Consider the following 17432-nt stretch of genomic DNA (forward strand, 5'->3'; position numbering starts at 1 on the left):
GCCGCCACGACCGCCACGATCCGATTTGCTAACGGGCGGACAGGATCAGCGGCTCGCCCGGGGTGGGGATGACGAGTTGGTCGGCGCGTCCGGCATAGCCGAAGTTGCGGGCGAGGTAGTCGAGGGTTTCGGAGAAGTGCGCCCAGCCTTCCGCGTGCACGGGGACGATCACAGTGTCGCCCAGCACTTTCGCGACCTCGACGGCGCTGCGGCCGTTGAGCGTCACGTCGATGTCGCCGTAGCGTCCCGGATTGGCCGCGCCCACATTGAGGATCGCGATGTCGATGCGCCCGATGCGCTCCACGATCCGCTCCACCCGGTCGACGGAGGCGTTGTCGCCGGAGACGTACACGGTGGGCAGCCCGGCGGCCTGGAGTACGAACCCGGTGACGACCCCCGACAGGGGTTCGCAGCCTTCGGGCCCGTGCAGGGCGGGCACGCCGGTGACGGTCACGTCGCCGATCACCACGGATTCCCAGTTCTCCAGGCCCGCAACGCCTTCCATGCGCGCGGCGGCGTCGGGCGTGGACAGCACCCGCTCGACCCCGGCGAGGAACGCCCGCCCGGAGTTGTCGAGATTGTCGGGATGCTGGTCGTGCGACAGCAGGACGGCGTCCACGTGACCGACCTTGGCGGCGGTGACGGCGGGCCCGGTGAGCTTGTGCAGCGTGAGCGGTCCGGTGGTGTAGTCGCCGGGCTCGTCGAACGTGGGATCGGTGAGCCAGGTCAGGTTGCCGTAGCGGAACCGGACGGTGGGGCCGCCGATGTGCAGGATCTCGATGGTGGCGGTGGTCTCGATCGTATTCGTCATGGCTGCAAGCCTGCTCGCATCGAACATGATCGGACAGTGGCCCGGAGGCCGGGTATCGATAAAATCGGGCCATGCATCAGATCGCCGTGCTCGCCTTCGAACGCATCAGCCCGTTTCACCTGTCGGTGCCGAGTCTGGTGTTCGGACGGGCCGGGCTGGGCGCGGCCGCGGAATCACCGTACGAGGTGCGGGTGTGCGCGGAGCAGCCCGGAATCCTGTCCACCCCGGCCGGATTCGACATCATGGTGCAGCACGGGCTGGAGGCGGTGCGGGCGGCCGACACGGTGGTGGTCCCGAGTTGGCGCAAGCAGCTGGAGCTCTCGGACGCCACCCGCGAGGCGCTGCACCGCGCGCACGATCGGGGTGCGCGGATCGTCGGATTGTGCCTGGGCTCCTGGGCGATCGCGGCCAGCGGTCTCGCCGACGGGCGCGAGATCACCACGCACTGGTCGGCCGCGTCGGAGCTGGCCCGCGCCTACCCGAAGGTCCGGGTGCGCGCCGATACGCTGTGGTCGGATCACGGCGATCTGATCACCTCCGCGGGTGTGGCGGCGGCGCTGGACTGCTGCCTGCACCTGGTGCGCAGCGATTTCGGCAGCCGCAATGCCACCGAGCTGGCGCGGGCGCTGGTGCTGGCCCCGCATCGCAGTGGCTCGCAGGCGCAGTACATTCCGGTGGCCGTGCCCGAGCCGATCGACGACGATCCCTTGGAGCACGCGATGGTCTGGGCGCGAACCAATCTCAGCGAGCCCATCGACCTCGACACCTGGGCGCGCACGGCCCTCATGTCCCGCCGCACCTTCACCCGGCATTTCCGGGAGCGCACCGCGTCGAGCCCGCAGCAGTGGCTGCTGCAGCAGCGTGTGGACCGCGCCCGCCTGCTGCTGGAGTCCACCGACGAGACCATGGACCGCATCGCCTCCGACGCGGGTTTGGGCACAGCGGTGAATCTGCGCCACCACTTCCACCGCGCGCTGGGCGTCTCCCCGGCCGCGCACCGCGCCGCCTTCCGTTCCACCGCGATGGTCTAGGCGCACCGCCCACCGTGCCGCCGTCGGTTCCGCGCCGGTGCTCTAGGTTCACGTCTATGAGGATTCAACTGGGTGAGCATGCTCCGCAGATCGACGAGGCCGCGTGGATCGCGCCCAATGCCACGGTGATCGGGCGCGTGAAGATCGCGGCCGAGGTGAGCGTCTGGTACTCGGCGGTCGTGCGCGGCGATCTGGAGGACATCACCATCGGGGATCGCACCAATATCCAGGACGGCTGCGTGCTGCATGCCGACCCGGGGTTCCCGCTGACCATCGGCGCGGGAGTATCGGTGGGGCACAACGCGATTCTGCACGGCTGCACGATCGGTGACGATGTGCTCGTGGGCATGGGGGCGACGGTGCTCAACGGCGCGGTGATCGGCGCGGGAAGTTTGATCGCCGCGAATGCGCTGATTCCGGAGGGCGCGCAGATTCCGCCGGGCTCGCTGGTGGCGGGTGTGCCGGGCAAGGTACGCCGTGAGCTGGGCGAAGCCGAGCTGGATCGGATTCGGCTGAATGCCGCTGTGTACCTGCACAACACGAACCTGCACCGCGAGGGTCAAGTTCTTTGACTCAACGGGGTGTGTGAGATCACCCACACTGAACAAGTGACCATATAACCGGCTGCTAGCATCGCCCACAGCGTTCCCGGCGGCCCGGGCTGTGCCGCCGCTTGCCGGGTGCGCGCTCGGGGCTAGCAGGAGGTTAGAACGGTGTCGTACGAGCACGACGGTATGCACCGACGCCGGATCAGCGTGGCCGATATCGCGGCCCAGCCGGGGGGTGTCGAGGCGCTGCAGCGCCGGGTCCACGAATTGCGTTCCAATGGCATCGATTTCGCGGCGAACGCGATAGAACGCGAGATGGCGGCGTTGAACGTCCGGTGACCGCGCGGCGGCGTCCGGCCGATGGACGCCACCGCGCATCGCGCTCCGGGCACCAGTGAGATAATGGCGCGGCATTCGCCGCAACGTCGCGGTTTTCGACCGATCGACTGGAGACTCGATGCCCTCGGTGCCCACCATCCTGCAACGCATTCTGGAGAAGCCGCGGGCGGAAGGCGAACAGCTCCTGGAGAGCGCCCTGTCGGCGTTCCTGGACTTCGGCATCAAGCGAACCAGCATGGGAGAGATAGCACGTCGCGCCGGCATCAGCCCGGCCACGCTGTATCGCCGCTTCGAATCGAAGAACGATCTGGTGGAGGCGGTGGGCGTGCGCGAGGCCCAGCTCTTCGTCGCCCAGATCGAGGAGCGGGTGCAGACCGTGTCGCGCGACGGCCGGGCGGTGGACGAGCAGATGGTGGAGATCTTCGTCGCCTTCATCACCAATCTCGCCAATAATCAACTGCTGCAACGACTACTGCGCACCGAGCCGGAGATCATCCTGCCCCGCCTCACCACCCAGGCGGGACCCGTTCTGGCCGTGGGCCGTTCATACCTGGCCGACAAACTGCGGGTGCTGCAGCAGGCCGGCGCCGCACCAGACTTCGACGCCGAGCTGGTGGCCGAGATCTTCGCCCGCCTCGGACATTCGCTGGTGCTCACCCCCGACGGCCTCATCCCGCTCACCGATGAACAGGCGGCCCGTGAATTCGCCCGGCGCACAATGCTTCCCATGGTCGGCGTCCAGCAGCAGGTGTGAGCCGCCCGATCGGCACGCCAAGATCGACAAGGGCTCGATAAGCATCTGTTGAGGCGGGCGCGACACACTGCCGCCATGAAGTTCCGTGCCCGCCTCGAGCTCCACACCCGGCCCGCCCGCACCCTGCTGCTCCGCTGGTTCCCACCGCGCCGCGTGGGAAAACTGTTGGTGGCGAGCGTGATCGGCGCAATCCTGCTGACGCTGAGCTCGATCCTGTGGGTCCGCTACACCACCGACGACTTCCAGTACAGCGCCGAATCCGCGCCGAACAAGGATGTCGCCATCGTCTTCGGCGCGGAGATCTACGCCGACGGGCAGCCGTCCCCGTTCCTGGCCGCACGCCTGGACCTCGGTCGCGCACTGCTCGAGGCGGGCAAGGTGAAGGCCATTCTGGTGACCGGCGACAACGGCCGCAGCAGCTACGACGAGCCGACGGTCATGCGCAACTACCTGGTCGCCAAGGGCGTTCCCGCGAGCAAGATCGCCCTCGACTACGCGGGTTTCAGCACCTACGAATCCTGCGCCCGCGCCCACGAGGTCTTCGGCGTCGACTCCGCCATCGCGGTGACCCAGGACTTCTCACTGCCGCGCACCATCGCCCTGTGCCGGTCGGTGGGCATCGACGCGGTGGCCGTGGGCGATGACGGCCAGGACCACAACGGCGTCTACTGGAAGTGCTGGTTCCGCGATCAGCTGGCCACCACCAAGGCCATGTACTCGATCATCGTGCAGCCCGAGCCGACCTTCCTGGGAAATCAGGAAACCACGGTCCGCGACGCCATGGCCGCGAACCCGTAGCCGACAGCGCCGGTCAGCGCGCCTCGGTGGCGGTGGCCTCCGCGGCGTGGCCCTGGCACCAGTCGGCCTCGGGCACCATGGCGCGGACCTCGTCGACGTGGGCGCCGCAGCCGTCCCAGGTCGTCTTTCCACAGGTGCAGGCAACGGGGTAGCACATGGGTCGTTCTCCTCAGGTCGTCGGGATCCCCCCGAAATGGTACTGACCTGGGAGAAGCGGCTGTTCAGGGCATCAGGCAGCGGCGGCCGCCGACCTGCGGCGGGCCGCGCCGATACGCTTGCCGATCACGCCCTGACGTGGGGCGAAGAGGTAGACGAGGGTGAAGACGACACCCTGCGCGACCACCACCATGGCGCCCGGAGCGGTGTCGACGTGGTAGCTCAGATACAGTCCGGCCACCGAGCAGACCGCCGAGATGACCGGTGCGATGAGCAGCATGCGGCCGAATCGATCGGTGAGCAGATACGCCGTCGAGCCCGGGATGATCAGCATGGCCACCACCAGGATCACGCCGACGGCCTGCAGGGAGAGGACCGCGGTCAAGGCCAGCAGTGCCAGCAGCCCGGCCCCCAGCAGGCGCGGTCGCAGTCCCAGGGCGTGCGCGTGGGTGGGGTCGAACGCGTACAGGGTGAAGTCGCGGCGCTTGAGTACGAGCGCGGCCAGCACGATGGCGGCCAGGATGGCGACCTGGATCAGTTCGGCGCGGCTCACACCCAGCAGATTGCCGAAAATGATGTGGTTCAGGTCGGTTTGGCTCGGCGTCACCGAGACCAGCACCAGGCCGAAGGCGAACAGCGTGGTGAAGACGATGCCGATGGCCGCATCCTCCTTGACCCGGCTGGTGCTGCGGACCACGCCGATGAGGGCGACCGCGAGGAAACCGAAGATCACCGCGCCGACCGCGAAGGGCGCGCCGACGATATAGGCGAGGACCACGCCCGGCAGCACCGCGTGCGAGACCGCGTCACCCATGAGCGACCAGCCGATGAGCACCAGCCAGCAGGACAGCACCGCGCACACCACGGCCGTGATCAGGCAGGTGATCAGCGCCCGGGTCATGAAGTCGTAGCTGAGCGGTTCGATGAGGAATTCGTTGAGGCTCATGGTCATCCGGCCTTACGCAGGTCGTCGCGGGCGCTCTCGAGCACATCCATGCCGAAGGCGCGGGCGAGGTTTTCCGGCCGCAGCACCTCGTCCGGCGCACCGTGGGCGAGGACGTGGCGCATGAGCAGGATCGCCTCGTCGGCCAGGCCGGGCAGGGCGTGCAGGTCGTGCGTCGAAATCAGCACGGCGGCACCGGAATCGGCCAGTTCGCGCAGGACCGCGGTGATGGTGGCCTCCGAGCGTTTGTCGACGCCCGCGAACGGTTCGTCGAGCAGCAGGACCGTCGCGCCCTGCGCGAGTCCGCGGGCCACGAAGGCGCGCTTGCGCTGCCCGCCCGAGAGCTGCCCTATCTGCCGGTCCGCCAGATCCGTCAATTCGACGCGAGCCAGCGCCTCGGCGACGGCTTCCCGATCGGCGCGGCGCGGGCGGCGGGTGAATCCCATCTTCCCGTAGCGGCCGGTCATGACGATGTCGTGGACCGAGAGCGGGAAACTCCAGTCCACGTCCTCGCTCTGCGGAACATAGCCGAGCACACCGGATCTGCGGGCCGCGGCCGACGTGCCGCCGTCGATGCGCACGGTGCCGTGATCGGGCGCGACCAGGCCCATGATGGTCTTGAACAGCGTGGATTTGCCTGAGCCGTTCATGCCGACCAGCCCGCAGATCCGGCCGTGGCCGAGGGTGAGCGAGACGCCCTCCAGGGCGGACACCTCACCGTAATGAACTGTGACGCTGTCGATTTCGATCGCGTTCATGACGTCCGTCCCGTCAGACCCGCGCTGATGGTCGCGGCATCGTGCTTGATGAGATCCAGATACGTAGGGACAGGGCCGTTTTCATCGGACAGCGAGTCCACGTACAGGGTGCCGCCGAACTTGGCCCCGGTGGCTTCGACCACCCGTTGCATGGGCGCGTCCGACACCGTCGACTCACAGAACACAGCGGGAACCTTGTTGGTGCGCACGAATTCGATGGCGGAGGTGATCTGCTGCGGGGTCGCCTGCTGCTCCGCGTTCACGGCCCAGATGTACTTCTCGGTGAGCCCGGCATCGCGCGCCAGGTACGAGAACGCGCCCTCGCAGGTGACCAGCGCCCGCTCATTGCTCGGCAGCGCCGACAGCGTCGTGGTCAGCTCGCTGTGCACCTGCTGCAGTTTGCCCTTGTAGGCGTCGCCGTTGGCGCGAAAGTCGCCGGCGTGCGCGGGATCCAGTTCGCCGAAGGCCCGCACCATATTGTCCACGTAGATCTGCACGTTGAGCGGTGACATCCACGCGTGCGGGTTCGGCTTGCCCTGGTAGGCGTCCTCGCCGATGGCGATCGGGGTGACGCCGTCGGTGACGACCACGTGCTTCACATCCAGATCGGCGACGAATTGTGCGAACCAGGCTTCCAGGTTGAGTCCGTTGTCGATGATCAGATCCACCTTGGACGCGGTCCGGATGTCGCCGGGGGTCGGCTCGTAGCCGTGGATCTCGGCCCCGGGCTTGGTGATCGACTCGACGGTGAGATGCTCCCCCGCCACATTGCGCGCGATATCGGCGAGCACGGTGAAGGTGGTCAGCACCACCGGTTTGTCATCGCCGGAGTCGCTACTCCCGCAGCCGGTGAGCGCGATTGCCGTCGCGGAGACGGCGAGCATCGCGATGAGCGCACGCCGAGGAGCACTCCGAAATCGGTGGGGCCAAACCTTCATCACCTGAATGTAAAGTTCGGCGACCCTAACTTTCAACCCCCGGGTGCGCGAAAACACCCCTTGACGGGCGGGCACATGAGGCGTAAAGCCGGTCGCGGAAATCCGAGTCTGGCGGAATTCAAATACCGCTAGTATTTTGATCGCATGGCACGCATGTCACGACCGGAGAGCCAGGCGCGCACCCGGACCGATCTGGTGCGCACCGCCCGTGACCTGTTCATCGCGGACGGGATGGCGAACACCTCCCTGGCCAGGCTCGCGGAGGCGGCCGGGTACTCCAAAGGCGCGGTGTACTCGAATTTCCGCAGTAAGAACGAGCTCTGCCTGGAAGTCGTGGAACTGATCCACGTCGAGGCCGTGGCCTCGATCAAGGCCATGCGCGGCCCGGCCCGGACCACCGCGGAGCGGCTCGCCGCATTCGGCGCATGGGCCCGCGCGGGTATCGCCGACCACGGCCGCAACCGGCTCGAATTCGAGTTGACGCTCGCCGCGCGGAACGACCCGCGGCTGCGCGACCAGCTCGCCGCCAATCTGGCCGCCGTTCAGGACGCCCTGGCCGGGCTGTTCGCCGACCTCGGCGGATCCCGGGACGCCGAACCGTACCGGGACGCCGCGCGAACCGTCTTCGGCCTGGGTGTCGGTTTGGCGGTGGAACGCCTGGTCGACGAGACGGTCACGGCCGATCGGATCATGGCGCTGCTGCCCGCGCTGCTCAACGGCGGCGACCCAGAGTTGAAAGACGTTCAAACCGGTCCGTCCGGCAGTATTGAAAAGCATTCAAACCCGCGTACCGCCTCCAGCCGCAGTGCGGAGACCCGGGCCGCGCTGCTCGACGCGGCCGTCACGGTCTTCCGCACCAAACGCTTCGACGAGGTGTCCACCACCGAGATCGCGCAGCGCGCCGGGGTGGCCATCGGGTTGATCACCTATCACTTCGGCGGCAAGCGCGGTCTCTATCTGGCCGCGGCCGAGGCCGTCCACAGTGATTTCTGGAATCGCCTGCAGGCGCTGCGCGGGCCCGCGGTGTCCAGGCTCATTCGAGGTCTCGATATGTATCTCGATACCGCGGAGGAATTCGAGGGCTCTCCCCTGGCGCTGTCGACCCGCACGCCGGACGCCGAACTGCGGGCCATCCAGCAGCGGCAGACCGACCGGCTGATCGACGGCCTGCTGATCGAGATGAGCGGCGGCCCCGGAACTCCCCTGGCGCGCACCGCCATCGCGGGCTGGATCGGCTTCGTCGAAGGCACGGTCGCCGAATGGTTGCGCACCCGTGCACTCAGCCGGGTACAGATCCGGGAACTGCTGGTGGCCGGCCTGTTCGCCAACGGCCAGGCGGTGCTGACGCTGGCCCCCGACACCCCCCTGTCCTCGCGCGCCATCAGCGCGCTCCTGGACCGTTCCCAATTACCCACCGAGACAACGGAGTAACGCGTGAGTACATCCCTCGATACCGGACCCAGCAACCGGCTCGCGGCCGGGCCGATCGGCCGCGGCGTCATCTGGCTGGTCGGGCCGCGGCCGTACAGGAATCGAGCCCGGCTGCGCCGTGAGGTCGACGGCAAGATCGCCGTGGTGACCGGCGCCAGCTTCGGCGTCGGCGAGGCCACCGCCCGCATCCTCGCCGACGCCGGGGCCACGGTGGTGCTGGGTGCGCGGTCGACGGACCACCTGGAGCGCATCGTCGCCGAGATCAAGGAGGCGGGCGGCAGCGCGGTCGCGATTCCCCTGGACCTCGCCTCCGAGGATTCGGTGCAAGCCTTTGCCGACCAGATACTCACGCAATTCGGCCAGGTCGACTACCTGGTGCACAATGCGGGCAAGTCGCTGCGCCGCTCGATCCACCTGTCCTACGACCGGCCCAAGGATCTGAACGCGACCACCGCGGCCAACTACCTCGGCCCCATGCGACTGACCCTGGCGCTGCTGCCGAGTATGCGGGACCGCGGATCCGGGCACATCGTGAACGTCGCCACCGCCGGGCTCATGTTCCCGGTCGCGCCCAAGTGGGGTTTCTATCTGTCGTCCAAGGCCGCGTTCGACATCTGGATCCGCTCGGTCGCCATGGAGGCCCGGCCGGATGGCATCACTCTGACCAGCTTCTACGCCGGAGCCATGTTCACCCGGATGAGCGCACCCAGCGGCTGGGTTTCGGCCATGCCGGGCCACTCCGCGCGCGACGCCGGATACATCGTCGCTCGGGCCATCGTGCACAAGCCGCGCACCCTGGCCCCGGTCGTCGTGTGGCCGCTGTCGGTGCTGGTGCCACTGCTGCGGACACCGCTCGAGATCGGCGCCACCTTCCTCTACCGCTTCCTCGGCGACACCAAGGCATCGCTGGCTGGTGCGGCGAAGGAGGCGGGCCATGTCGCCTAGCACCGGTGGATTCCTGTTCGCTCCCACACCGCTGCCGCTCGATGCCGACGGAGTTCCGGGCGATGCGCACGGTACTGCGCTCGGCTCCAACGGATTCCGATGGCGCGACGCGGCGCTCCCGCTGGTCGGCTCGGGCGCGCTGCATCCGGTCGGACCCACCGCCGCATGGCGAATAGTGCGCTCGCTGACCAGATTCGGCCCCTCGATCGCCTCCGTCGTGGCATTGTCGGCGGCCCGCTATCCGCATCGCGCCGCCATGATCGACGACCGCGGCACAATCACCTACGGTGAGCTGCAGCGCCGCAGCGAGACCATTGCCGCCGCCCTGCACGCCGCCGCCCCGGCGGCCGCGACCCTGGCGGTGCTGTGCCGCAATCATCGCGGGTTCCTGGAAGCAGCCGTCGTCGGCGCACAGCTCGGATGCGAACTGGTATTCCTGAACACCGATCTGCCCGCGGCACAACTGGCGCAGATTCTGGAGCGGCACCAGCCCGAGATCCTGGTGCACGACGAGGAATACGACGAAACGATCGCTGCCGCAGGCTATGCCGGCCTCCGTGTCCGGGCCTGGCAGGACCCGGCAGCCCGACTGCCGGACATAAGGGCACGGACCGTTCCGGAGACCGCGGCCGGCGACTCGGGCGCGCGGAGGGATGGCACGCCCGATTCGGAGCCCGCGGTCGGCGACACGGGAACGCGGGAGGTTGGCACGCCGGATCCGAGCACACTCGCGTCGCTCGATTCCCTTGCGCGCCAGTGGCATCCAGCACCTCCACCAGTACGGAAGGCGGTGCGGATCACGCTCCTGACCTCCGGGACCAGCGGCCTCGCGAAAGGGGTGTCACGGCCGATTCCGGCGCGTGCCGTGGTGGAGATGGCCGCGACCGCCATGACCGCGACGCGCTTCACGAGCCGCGATGTCATGGTGTTGTCGCCGCCGTTCTTCCACGGCTTCGGCCTGGCCACGCTGATCGGCGCGGTGGCGCTGGGCGCGACCGTCGTCACCCGGCGGCGGTTCGACCCGGAGACCGCGCTCGCCGACATCGCACGCCATCGGGCGACGGTCTTCATCGGAGTTCCCGTGATGATCCAGCGGCTGGTGGCGGTGCCCGCGCACCGGATGCGTGAATTCCGCACCAGCTCACTGCGATTGGCGGTCACCGGGGCCGCACCGATCGCACCGGCCACGATCAGCCGGTTCATCGACGTGTTCGGCCCCATCCTGGTGAACGGGTACGGCTCGACCGAGGCTGGCATCGTATCCCTGGCCACCGCTTCGGATCTGGCGCAGGCTCCGAAGACCGCCGGGCGACCCGCCCTCGGTGTCTCGGTGCGCGTGCTGCGGGCCGACCGGACTCCTGCCGCCGTGGGCGAAACCGGAACCATCTTCGTGCGCGGTGGGATCGGCTACCACGGCTATGTGGCGGACCGGAATTCACCGGCCCACACCAAAGAGGTGGTCGACGGTCATGTGAACACCGGGGACATGGGTTACCTCGACGCCGTGGGCAGGCTGTACATCGACGGCCGCGATGACGACATGATCGTCTCGGGTGGCGAGAACATCTACCCCAAGGAGGTGGAGGATGTGCTCGCCGACCATCCCGCGGTCGCGGATGTGGTCGTCATCGGAGTCCCGGACGAGGAATACGGTCAGGTGCTGCGGGCGTACCTGGTGCCCGCACCCGGTACGCCCATCCCCGCCGCGGCCGACCTCGTGGAGCACATCCGGCAGCGACTCGAGCGCTACAAGGTGCCCAAGGAATTCGTTGTGCTGGATCAGATTCCGCGCAATCCCAGCGGCAAGATCCTGCGCCGTGAGCTGGAGTCCCGGACCCGCCACGTCGCGGGCTAGGGCCGCTGCCGGAAACGTTGCGGCGGAACCCGCTCGTCCGGAACCGGCCGCGCGGGAGCGGAAAGGCACCCCCGGTCCGAATGTTCCACGGCCCGGGGGTGTTTCGCTGTCCGGCGTCAGTCGAGTTTGGTGACGGTCAGCGCGCCCTCGGCGTGCTGACCGCGCAGGCGCTTCTTGTCGTACTTGCCGACCGAGGTCTTGGGCACCTCGTCGATGAAGGTCCAGTACTCCGGGAGCTGCCATTTGGCGAACTTGCCCGCCAGGAACTCGCGCAGCTCTTCGGGTTTCGCTTCCGCGCCGTCGGCGAGGACCACGGCGACCAGCGGGCGCTCGTCCCACTTCTCGTCCGGGATACCGATGACGGCGGCCTCGGCGACGGCCGGGTGGCCGACGACGGCGTTCTCGAGATCCACCGAGGAGATCCATTCGCCGCCGGACTTGATGACGTCCTTGGAGCGGTCCACCAGGGTCAGGTAGCCGTTGGCGCTGATCTTGCCGACGTCACCGGTGCGCAGCCAGCCGTCGTGGAACTTGTCGGGGTCGATCACGCCGCCTTCGGGCGAGTAGTAGGACGCGGTGATCCACGGGCCCTTCACCTCGACTTCGCCCAGTGCCACACCGTCATTGGGGAGGACGCTGCCGTCGTCGCCGACCAGGCGGGCCTGCACGCCGGCGGGGAAGCGGCCCTGGGTGTAGCGGTAGGCCCAGCGCTCCTCGCCCTCGGAACCCTTGGGCGGGTGCGAGACCGAGCCCAGCGGGGAGGTCTCGGTCATGCCCCAGGCGTGCAGGAGGCGGACGCCGTACTTCTCCTCGAAGGCGTGCATCATCGACGGCGGCAGGGCGGCACCGCCGACCACGACGGAACGCAGGTGCGAGATGTCCTGCGGCACAGCCTGCAAACCGGCCAGCACGCCACCCCAGATGGTGGGCACGGCGGCGGCGAAGGTGGGCTGCACGGCGGCCATCATCTCCAGCAGCGGCTGCGGCTGGAGGAAACGGTCGGGCATGAGGATGTTCGCGCCGGACATCATGGCGGCGTACGGCAGGCCCCACGCATTGGCGTGGAACAGCGGCACGATGGCCAGCACGATGTCGTCGGAGCTGAAACCCATGCCGTTGGGGGCGCAGACCTGGGCGGCGTGCAGCCAGTTGGAGCGGTGCGAGTAGACGACGCCCTTGGGGTGGCCGGTGGTGCCGGAGGTGTAGCACATACCCGCCGCGGACCGCTCGTCGATCACCGGGAAGTCGAAGGTATCGGGCTGCGCGGCAAGCAGTTCGGTGTAGGAGTGCACGGTGACGCCCTCGGGCGCGGACAGGGCGGAAGCATCCCCGTTCGCCACGATCACATGGCGCACCGTCTTCAGATTCGGCAGGTACTGCGCGAACATGGGCAGCAGCGTGCCGTCCACGATCACGACCTGGTCCTCGGCGTGGTTGGCCACGTATACCAGCTGCTCGGGGAACAGGCGAATGTTCAACGCGTGCAGCACAGCGCCCATGGCGGGCACCGCCACATACGCCACCATGTGCTCGTTGTTGTTCCACATGAAGGTGCCCACACGATCGCCTTCGCCGATGCCGAAGCCGCGCAGCGCATTCGCCAGGTGTGCCGCGTCCGCGCCGATCTCCCGGTAGGTCTGGGTGCGCAGCCCCTCCCCGGTCCAGGTGGATACGGTGCTCTCGCCCTGGACGGTGGACGCGTAGCGCAGCAGCGTCGCCAGCGACAGCTGCTCGTCCTGCATGGTGCTCAACATCGGAATGCCTTTCCTCTCAACATATTCCGGAAGTTTCAGCCGTGCCGGAGCACGGTCAGCGTGGCCATCAGCTTGTCGATCTTGGCCGTGCGGGCGAAGGTGGTGAGCGCCAGCAGGGGCGGAAGCCGCCGGTGTGCGATGGATTTCGCGTAGGTGAACTCCTTGAGCCCGTCCGGGCCGTGGATGCGGCCGAATCCGGAGTCGCCGACACCGCCGAACGGCAGGTCGGGCAGGGCGGCGAACAGGTACACCAGGTTGACGCCGGTCATGCCGGAGCGGATGCGCCGCGCCAGTTCCTGACCGCGCTGCTTGGCGAATACGGCCGCGCCGAGACCGTAGCGGGAGTTGTTGGCCAGCGTGACGGCCTCGTCCATATCGCGAACCTTGTTGACCGCCAGGGTCGGTCCGAAGGTCTCCTCGGTCATGGCGATCGAATCCTCGGGCACGTCGACCAGTACCGTGGGCTGCACCAGGCGCTCACCCACCGCGCCGAGACCGCCGACGAGCGCACGCGCGCCCCGGCTCAGCGCGTCGGTGATGTGATCGGCCACCACGCGCGGCTGCGACGGCATGGTCATGGGGCCGATCTGGGCCTCCGGGTCGTCGCCCGCGCGCAGGTTCTTCGCCAGATCGGTGAGCTTGGCGACGAATTCGTCGTAGACATGCTCGTGGACGTACACCCGCTCGGTGCCGATGCAGGCCTGCCCGGCGTTCGAAAGCCCGCCCCACACAGCGGCTTCGGCGGCGGCGTCCAGGTCGGCGTCGGCGTCCACCAGCAGGACGTCCTTGCCGCCCGCCTCGATCAGCACCGGGGTGAGGGTTTCCGCGCAGGCGGCCATGACCTTCTTGCCGGTGTTCGTGGATCCGGTGAAGGCGATCTTGTCGACGCCCGAACGGCACAGTGCCGCACCGGTTTCGCCGAGCCCGGTCACCAGCTGCAGCACCGGATGCTCGGGCACCACCTGCGCGAAGGCGTCCACCAGCCACTTGCCGACGCCCGGGGTGAACTCACTGGGCTTGAACACCACCGCGTTCCCGGCGGCCAGCGCGTACGCGATCGACCCCATGGGCGTGAACACCGGGAAGTTCCACGGCCCGATCACGCCGATCACGCCCAGCGGCAGGTACTCCACCGAGGCGCCCAGATCAGCGGCCATGACCCCGGTGCGAACCTTCTTGCGGCCCAGCACCTTCCGCGCATTCCCCGCCGCCCACGCCAGATGGTCGAGCATCATCACGATCTCGAGCTGCGCGTCGGAGGTGGGCTTACCGGTCTCCAGATGCGAGATATCGGCGAGCTGCGCCATCCGGCGGGCGATGACGCCACGCCACTGCTTCAACCGCTCCCCGCGCTCCTCGAAGCTCAGCGCACCCCACCACTGCGCGGCTGCCCTTGCGCGAGCCACGGTTTCGTCCACCTGTGCGGCGCTGAACACCGGATGGGTGCCGACCACGTCACCGGAGGCGGGGTCGAGCGAATCGAAGGTCGGGGTAACGGCGCCGGCCTGCGCGGCGGTGGTCTGTTCGGCGGTGCTCACGGCTGCTCCCAGGTTTTCGGTACGACTGTCGGCGGCGGACATCAGGCGTTCCCGCCGCGAATGAGGTCGGCGGCCTTCTCGCCCACCATGATCGTGGCGGCGTTGGTGTTGCCGCGCGGGACGACCGGCATGATCGAGGCGTCGGCCACGCGCAGGTTGTCGATGCCGCGGACGCGCAGTCGCGGGTCCACGACGGCGTTCTCGCCCGCACCCATGGAGCAGGTGGCGACCGGATGGTAGAGGGTCTGGGTCCAGGCGCGGATGTGGTCGGCCAGGTCGTCGTCGCTGACGCCGTCGACGCGACCGGGCAGGTAGGGCTGATCCAGGTAGCGGCCGAAGGAGCTGTCCCGGGCGATCTCGAGGACGCGGCGGCTGCCCGCGATCACGGCGGCCATATCGATCGGATTCTCGAAGTAGGCGGGGTCCATCGACGGCTTCCACGCCGGGTCGGCCGAGCGCAGCCGCAGGCTGCCGCGACTGGCCACGTTCACCAGGGTCACTCCGGCGGTGAACATCTGGCCGACGGGCTCGCGGAATCCGTTGTCGTAGAAGCCGGTCGGGGCCACGTGGATCTGGATGTCGGGTGCGGCCAGGCCGTCGCGGGAGGCGAAGAACGCGCCGCCCTCACCGACATTCGAGGAGAGCGGACCGCGGCCGGTCAGCTTCCACTGCATGAGGCGGGCGGGATTGGAGTAATCGGTCAGGTCCGAGGTACCCCTGGTGCGCCACAGGAACGGTGTCACCGGGTGGTCGTGCAGATTCTCGCCGACGGGCAGGTCCACCACCGGGTCGATACCGTGCTCGCGCAGGTGCGCGGCCGGGCCGATACCCGAAAGCATCAGCAGCTGCGGCGAATTGATCGCGCCGCCGGACAGGATGACCTCGGAGTCGGCGTACGCGACCAGCTCCTGACCGCGCTGCCGGTACGAGACACCCACGGCGCGAGTGCCTTCCAGCACCACGCCGGTGGCGAGGGCGAAGGTGCGCACGGTCAGGTTGGACCGGTCGAGCGCGGGTCGCAGATACGCGTCGGCCGTGGACCAGCGCCGGCCGTTCTTGCAGGTCACCTGGTAGCGCCCCGCGCCCTCCTGCTCCGCGCCGTTGAAGTCGTCATTGCGCTTGAGCCCGTGCGCGACGGCCGCGTCGATCCAGCCCTCGGTGAGTTCGTGGGTGTAGCTGCGATCCTCCACGTGCAGGGGGCCGTCCCCGCCGTGGAAGCGGTCGCGCAGGCGCGTATTCGATTCGGCGCGAACGAAATACGGGAGCACATCGTCGTAGCCCCAGCCTTCGGCCCCGAAATCGTCACGCCAGGAGTCGAAGTCGGCGCGATTGCCGCGAATGTAGATCATGGCGTTCATGGACGAGCAGCCGCCGAGCGCCTTCATGCGCGGCCAGAAGGCTTTCCGGCCCGCCATATGCTTCTGTTCGACGGTCTCGTAGTTCCAGTCCCACTTGGTCTTGAACAGCTGCGGGAAGGCGGCGGGGATGCTGATCTCGTCGGCGTCGTCGGCGCCGCCGGCCTCGAGCAACAGCACCGAAACCGCGGGATCCTCCGACAGCCGTGCGGCCAGCACCGCACCGGCGCTCCCCGCTCCGACGATCACGTAGTCGAAGCGTGTCTGCTCGCTCAAGGTTCTCCTCACATCCTCCCCCCGACACCGTGACGGCGGTCACGGTGGGTTGGGACCGAGGGTAAAGCGGGCAAACGGGAGATCCCACGTCCGGGAGGGCCGCATTTTTGATATTTTTGGCCAGAGGGAATATCGACGCGACGAGGTGATCATGAGCGTCCTCACGGCGCTGCGCGCGCCGACCAGCGCCCTGCTGGTCACCCGGCTCGCCGCCGAACACGGCATGACCGAAGCGGAATGCCTGCGCCACACCGGCTTACGCGGCGAAGACCTGCGCAAGCCGGGCACACTGGTGACCGGATCGCAGGAGATCGCGCTCATCACCAACGTCCTGCGCTCGGTACCCGGCACCATCGGGCTCGGCCTGGCCGCGGGCGTGCGGTATCACGCCACCGCGCACGGTATCTGGGGATACGCGCTCATCGCCAGCCAGTCCATCCGCGATGCCGTCGACGTCGGACTGCGATTCCTGGACCTGTCGTACTCGTTCTGCCGCATCACCGCGGAGATATCGGGCAGCGAACTGTCCCTGGTGATCGAACCCGCGGTGACCGATCCGCTGGTCGCGCGGTTCGTGGCCGAACGCGATATCGGCGTCATCACCACCCTGCACCGCGATATCTCCGGCCCCGACGCCCGCCTGCACGCGGTCCGGCTGGCCTACCCCGAACCGGATCCGGACACCGCCCACACCATCGCCGAAACCCTCTCCGTCACACCGAAATACGGATGCGACGGCTACGCGGCCATCTTCGACCTGAACATGGTGGACGACCCGCTGCCCCTCGCGGACCCCTATACGGCCGATCAGATCTACCGGCAGTGCCGGGAACTGGCCGATCAGCGCCGCGCCCTCACCGGCACCGCGGGCCAGGTCCGCGACGTCCTGTTCACTCAGCCACGCGGCCCGCTCACCGAACCCGAAGTAGCTGCCGCCCTGCATCTTTCGACGCGAACCCTGCGCCGCCAACTAGCCACCGAGGGCCACTCCTACCGCTCCCTGGTCGACGAGGTCCGCAACACCCTGGCCTGCGAACTGCTCTCCGGCACCGACCTCCCCACCGCCACCATCGCCGACCGCCTCGGCTACTCCGAATCCGCCAGCTTCACCCGCGCCTTCCAGCGCTGGAACGGCGTCTCCCCTCTCCGGTGGCGCAAAGCCCAGCGCCTCGAACAGTGAGGCGCTGGGCTTCGAATTCCTT

At 68.3% G+C, this 17432-nt stretch carries 17 protein-coding genes; 9 read left to right on the forward strand and 8 right to left on the reverse strand.

The genetic code is table 11. The features are described 5' to 3' along the window. Positions 1-28: 28 nt before the first annotated feature. The gene (locus JK358_RS08455) at positions 29-811 is read right to left on the reverse strand and encodes an MBL fold metallo-hydrolase (protein WP_201945308.1); all 783 of its coding nucleotides are present in this window, start codon (positions 809-811) and stop codon (positions 29-31) included. Between the two features lie 71 nt (positions 812-882). Between JK358_RS08455 and JK358_RS08460 the strand changes: the two genes are divergently transcribed. From JK358_RS08460 to JK358_RS08480, 5 genes are all read left to right on the forward strand, one after another. Continuing rightward, complete coding sequence (locus JK358_RS08460; protein WP_201945309.1) at positions 883-1842, forward strand: GlxA family transcriptional regulator; 960 nt, start codon at positions 883-885, stop codon at positions 1840-1842. Positions 1843-1898: 56 nt separating this feature from the next. Then, the gene (locus tag JK358_RS08465) at positions 1899-2414 is read left to right on the forward strand and encodes a gamma carbonic anhydrase family protein (RefSeq protein WP_201945310.1); all 516 of its coding nucleotides are present in this window, start codon (positions 1899-1901) and stop codon (positions 2412-2414) included. 141 nt (positions 2415-2555) lie between these two features. Continuing rightward, positions 2556-2729, forward strand: coding sequence for a hypothetical protein (locus tag JK358_RS08470; RefSeq protein WP_201945311.1), 174 nt, complete (start codon positions 2556-2558; stop codon positions 2727-2729). Between the two features lie 118 nt (positions 2730-2847). Then, positions 2848-3483, forward strand: a complete 636-nt coding sequence (locus JK358_RS08475; protein WP_201945312.1) for a TetR/AcrR family transcriptional regulator — start codon at positions 2848-2850, stop codon at positions 3481-3483. 75 nt (positions 3484-3558) lie between these two features. Next, positions 3559-4281: a SanA/YdcF family protein gene (locus tag JK358_RS08480; protein ID WP_201945313.1), complete on the forward strand. Its 723-nt coding sequence runs from the start codon at positions 3559-3561 to the stop codon at positions 4279-4281. Positions 4282-4294: 13 nt separating this feature from the next. Here the strand turns inward: JK358_RS08480 and JK358_RS08485 are convergent, their stop codons facing one another. The 4 genes from JK358_RS08485 to JK358_RS08500 all read right to left on the reverse strand — a co-directional run bounded on the left by JK358_RS08485 (position 4295) and on the right by JK358_RS08500 (position 7022). Further along, positions 4295-4438, reverse strand: coding sequence for a DUF8730 family Cys-rich protein (locus JK358_RS08485; RefSeq protein ID WP_201945314.1), 144 nt, complete (start codon positions 4436-4438; stop codon positions 4295-4297). Positions 4439-4510: 72 nt separating this feature from the next. Beyond that, positions 4511-5383: a metal ABC transporter permease gene (locus JK358_RS08490; protein ID WP_201945315.1), complete on the reverse strand. Its 873-nt coding sequence runs from the start codon at positions 5381-5383 to the stop codon at positions 4511-4513. Between the two features lie 2 nt (positions 5384-5385). Then, positions 5386-6138, reverse strand: a complete 753-nt coding sequence (locus JK358_RS08495) for a metal ABC transporter ATP-binding protein (protein ID WP_201945316.1) — start codon at positions 6136-6138, stop codon at positions 5386-5388. Continuing rightward, the gene (locus JK358_RS08500) at positions 6135-7022 is read right to left on the reverse strand and encodes a metal ABC transporter substrate-binding protein (protein ID WP_269811770.1); all 888 of its coding nucleotides are present in this window, start codon (positions 7020-7022) and stop codon (positions 6135-6137) included. Before JK358_RS08500 ends, JK358_RS08495 begins: the two co-directional genes overlap by 4 nt. Before the next feature lie 198 nt (positions 7023-7220). Here JK358_RS08500 and JK358_RS08505 point away from each other — a divergent pair, with 198 nt between their 5' ends. From JK358_RS08505 to JK358_RS08515, 3 genes are read left to right on the forward strand one after another with little or no spacing between them, the layout of a single operon-like run. Continuing rightward, entirely contained in the window at positions 7221-8507 is a 1287-nt protein-coding gene (locus tag JK358_RS08505) for a TetR/AcrR family transcriptional regulator (protein WP_201945318.1), read from the forward strand. Positions 8508-8510: 3 nt separating this feature from the next. Then, positions 8511-9452 (forward strand): SDR family NAD(P)-dependent oxidoreductase, encoded by a 942-nt coding sequence (locus JK358_RS08510; RefSeq protein ID WP_201945319.1) that lies wholly within the window; start codon positions 8511-8513, stop codon positions 9450-9452. Then, a complete protein-coding gene (locus JK358_RS08515; RefSeq protein ID WP_201945320.1) occupies positions 9442-11307 on the forward strand; it encodes an AMP-binding protein in 1866 nt (621 codons plus the stop codon). Before JK358_RS08510 ends, JK358_RS08515 begins: the two co-directional genes overlap by 11 nt. Before the next feature lie 116 nt (positions 11308-11423). On the opposite strand, the gene JK358_RS08520 is transcribed toward JK358_RS08515, so the two are convergent. Genes JK358_RS08520 through JK358_RS08530 form a run of 3 tightly spaced genes read right to left on the reverse strand, consistent with a single transcriptional unit; the run spans position 11424 to position 16230 of the window. Then, positions 11424-13061, reverse strand: coding sequence for a long-chain fatty acid--CoA ligase (locus tag JK358_RS08520; protein WP_201945321.1), 1638 nt, complete (start codon positions 13059-13061; stop codon positions 11424-11426). Between the two features lie 35 nt (positions 13062-13096). Then, a complete protein-coding gene (locus tag JK358_RS08525; RefSeq protein ID WP_201945322.1) occupies positions 13097-14641 on the reverse strand; it encodes an aldehyde dehydrogenase family protein in 1545 nt (514 codons plus the stop codon). Continuing rightward, positions 14641-16230, reverse strand: coding sequence for a GMC family oxidoreductase (locus JK358_RS08530; RefSeq protein ID WP_201945323.1), 1590 nt, complete (start codon positions 16228-16230; stop codon positions 14641-14643). The genes JK358_RS08525 and JK358_RS08530 overlap by 1 nt, the downstream gene beginning before the upstream one ends. A gap of 151 nt (positions 16231-16381) precedes the next feature. Between JK358_RS08530 and JK358_RS08535 the strand changes: the two genes are divergently transcribed. Next, on the forward strand, positions 16382-17410 hold the full coding sequence (locus JK358_RS08535) for an AraC family transcriptional regulator (protein WP_201945324.1): 1029 nt from the start codon (positions 16382-16384) through the stop codon (positions 17408-17410). Positions 17411-17432: the final 22 nt, after the last annotated feature.

Origin of the sequence: Nocardia acididurans (genome assembly GCF_016741815.1) — a bacterium.
Taxonomy (GTDB): Bacteria; Actinomycetota; Actinomycetes; order Mycobacteriales; family Mycobacteriaceae; genus Nocardia; species Nocardia acididurans.

Excerpts from the sequence above, each read along its gene's own strand:
- JK358_RS08495 (WP_201945316.1), bottom strand. The coding sequence starts at position 6,138 with ATGAACGCGATCGAAATCGACAGCGTCACAGTTCATTACGGTGAGGTG.
- JK358_RS08500 (WP_269811770.1), bottom strand. The coding sequence starts at position 7,022 with ATGCTCGCCGTCTCCGCGACGGCAATCGCGCTCACCGGCTGCGGGAGT.
- JK358_RS08480 (WP_201945313.1), top strand. The coding sequence starts at position 3,559 with ATGAAGTTCCGTGCCCGCCTCGAGCTCCACACCCGGCCCGCCCGCACC.
- JK358_RS08455 (WP_201945308.1), bottom strand. The coding sequence starts at position 811 with ATGACGAATACGATCGAGACCACCGCCACCATCGAGATCCTGCACATC.
- JK358_RS08520 (WP_201945321.1), bottom strand. The coding sequence starts at position 13,061 with ATGTTGAGCACCATGCAGGACGAGCAGCTGTCGCTGGCGACGCTGCTG.
- JK358_RS08505 (WP_201945318.1), top strand. The coding sequence starts at position 7,221 with ATGGCACGCATGTCACGACCGGAGAGCCAGGCGCGCACCCGGACCGAT.
- JK358_RS08525 (WP_201945322.1), bottom strand. The coding sequence starts at position 14,641 with ATGTCCGCCGCCGACAGTCGTACCGAAAACCTGGGAGCAGCCGTGAGC.
- JK358_RS08485 (WP_201945314.1), bottom strand. The coding sequence starts at position 4,438 with ATGTGCTACCCCGTTGCCTGCACCTGTGGAAAGACGACCTGGGACGGC.
- JK358_RS08535 (WP_201945324.1), top strand. The coding sequence starts at position 16,382 with ATGAGCGTCCTCACGGCGCTGCGCGCGCCGACCAGCGCCCTGCTGGTC.
- JK358_RS08460 (WP_201945309.1), top strand. The coding sequence starts at position 883 with ATGCATCAGATCGCCGTGCTCGCCTTCGAACGCATCAGCCCGTTTCAC.
- JK358_RS08490 (WP_201945315.1), bottom strand. The coding sequence starts at position 5,383 with ATGAGCCTCAACGAATTCCTCATCGAACCGCTCAGCTACGACTTCATG.
- JK358_RS08475 (WP_201945312.1), top strand. The coding sequence starts at position 2,848 with ATGCCCTCGGTGCCCACCATCCTGCAACGCATTCTGGAGAAGCCGCGG.
- JK358_RS08515 (WP_201945320.1), top strand. The coding sequence starts at position 9,442 with ATGTCGCCTAGCACCGGTGGATTCCTGTTCGCTCCCACACCGCTGCCG.
- JK358_RS08465 (WP_201945310.1), top strand. The coding sequence starts at position 1,899 with ATGAGGATTCAACTGGGTGAGCATGCTCCGCAGATCGACGAGGCCGCG.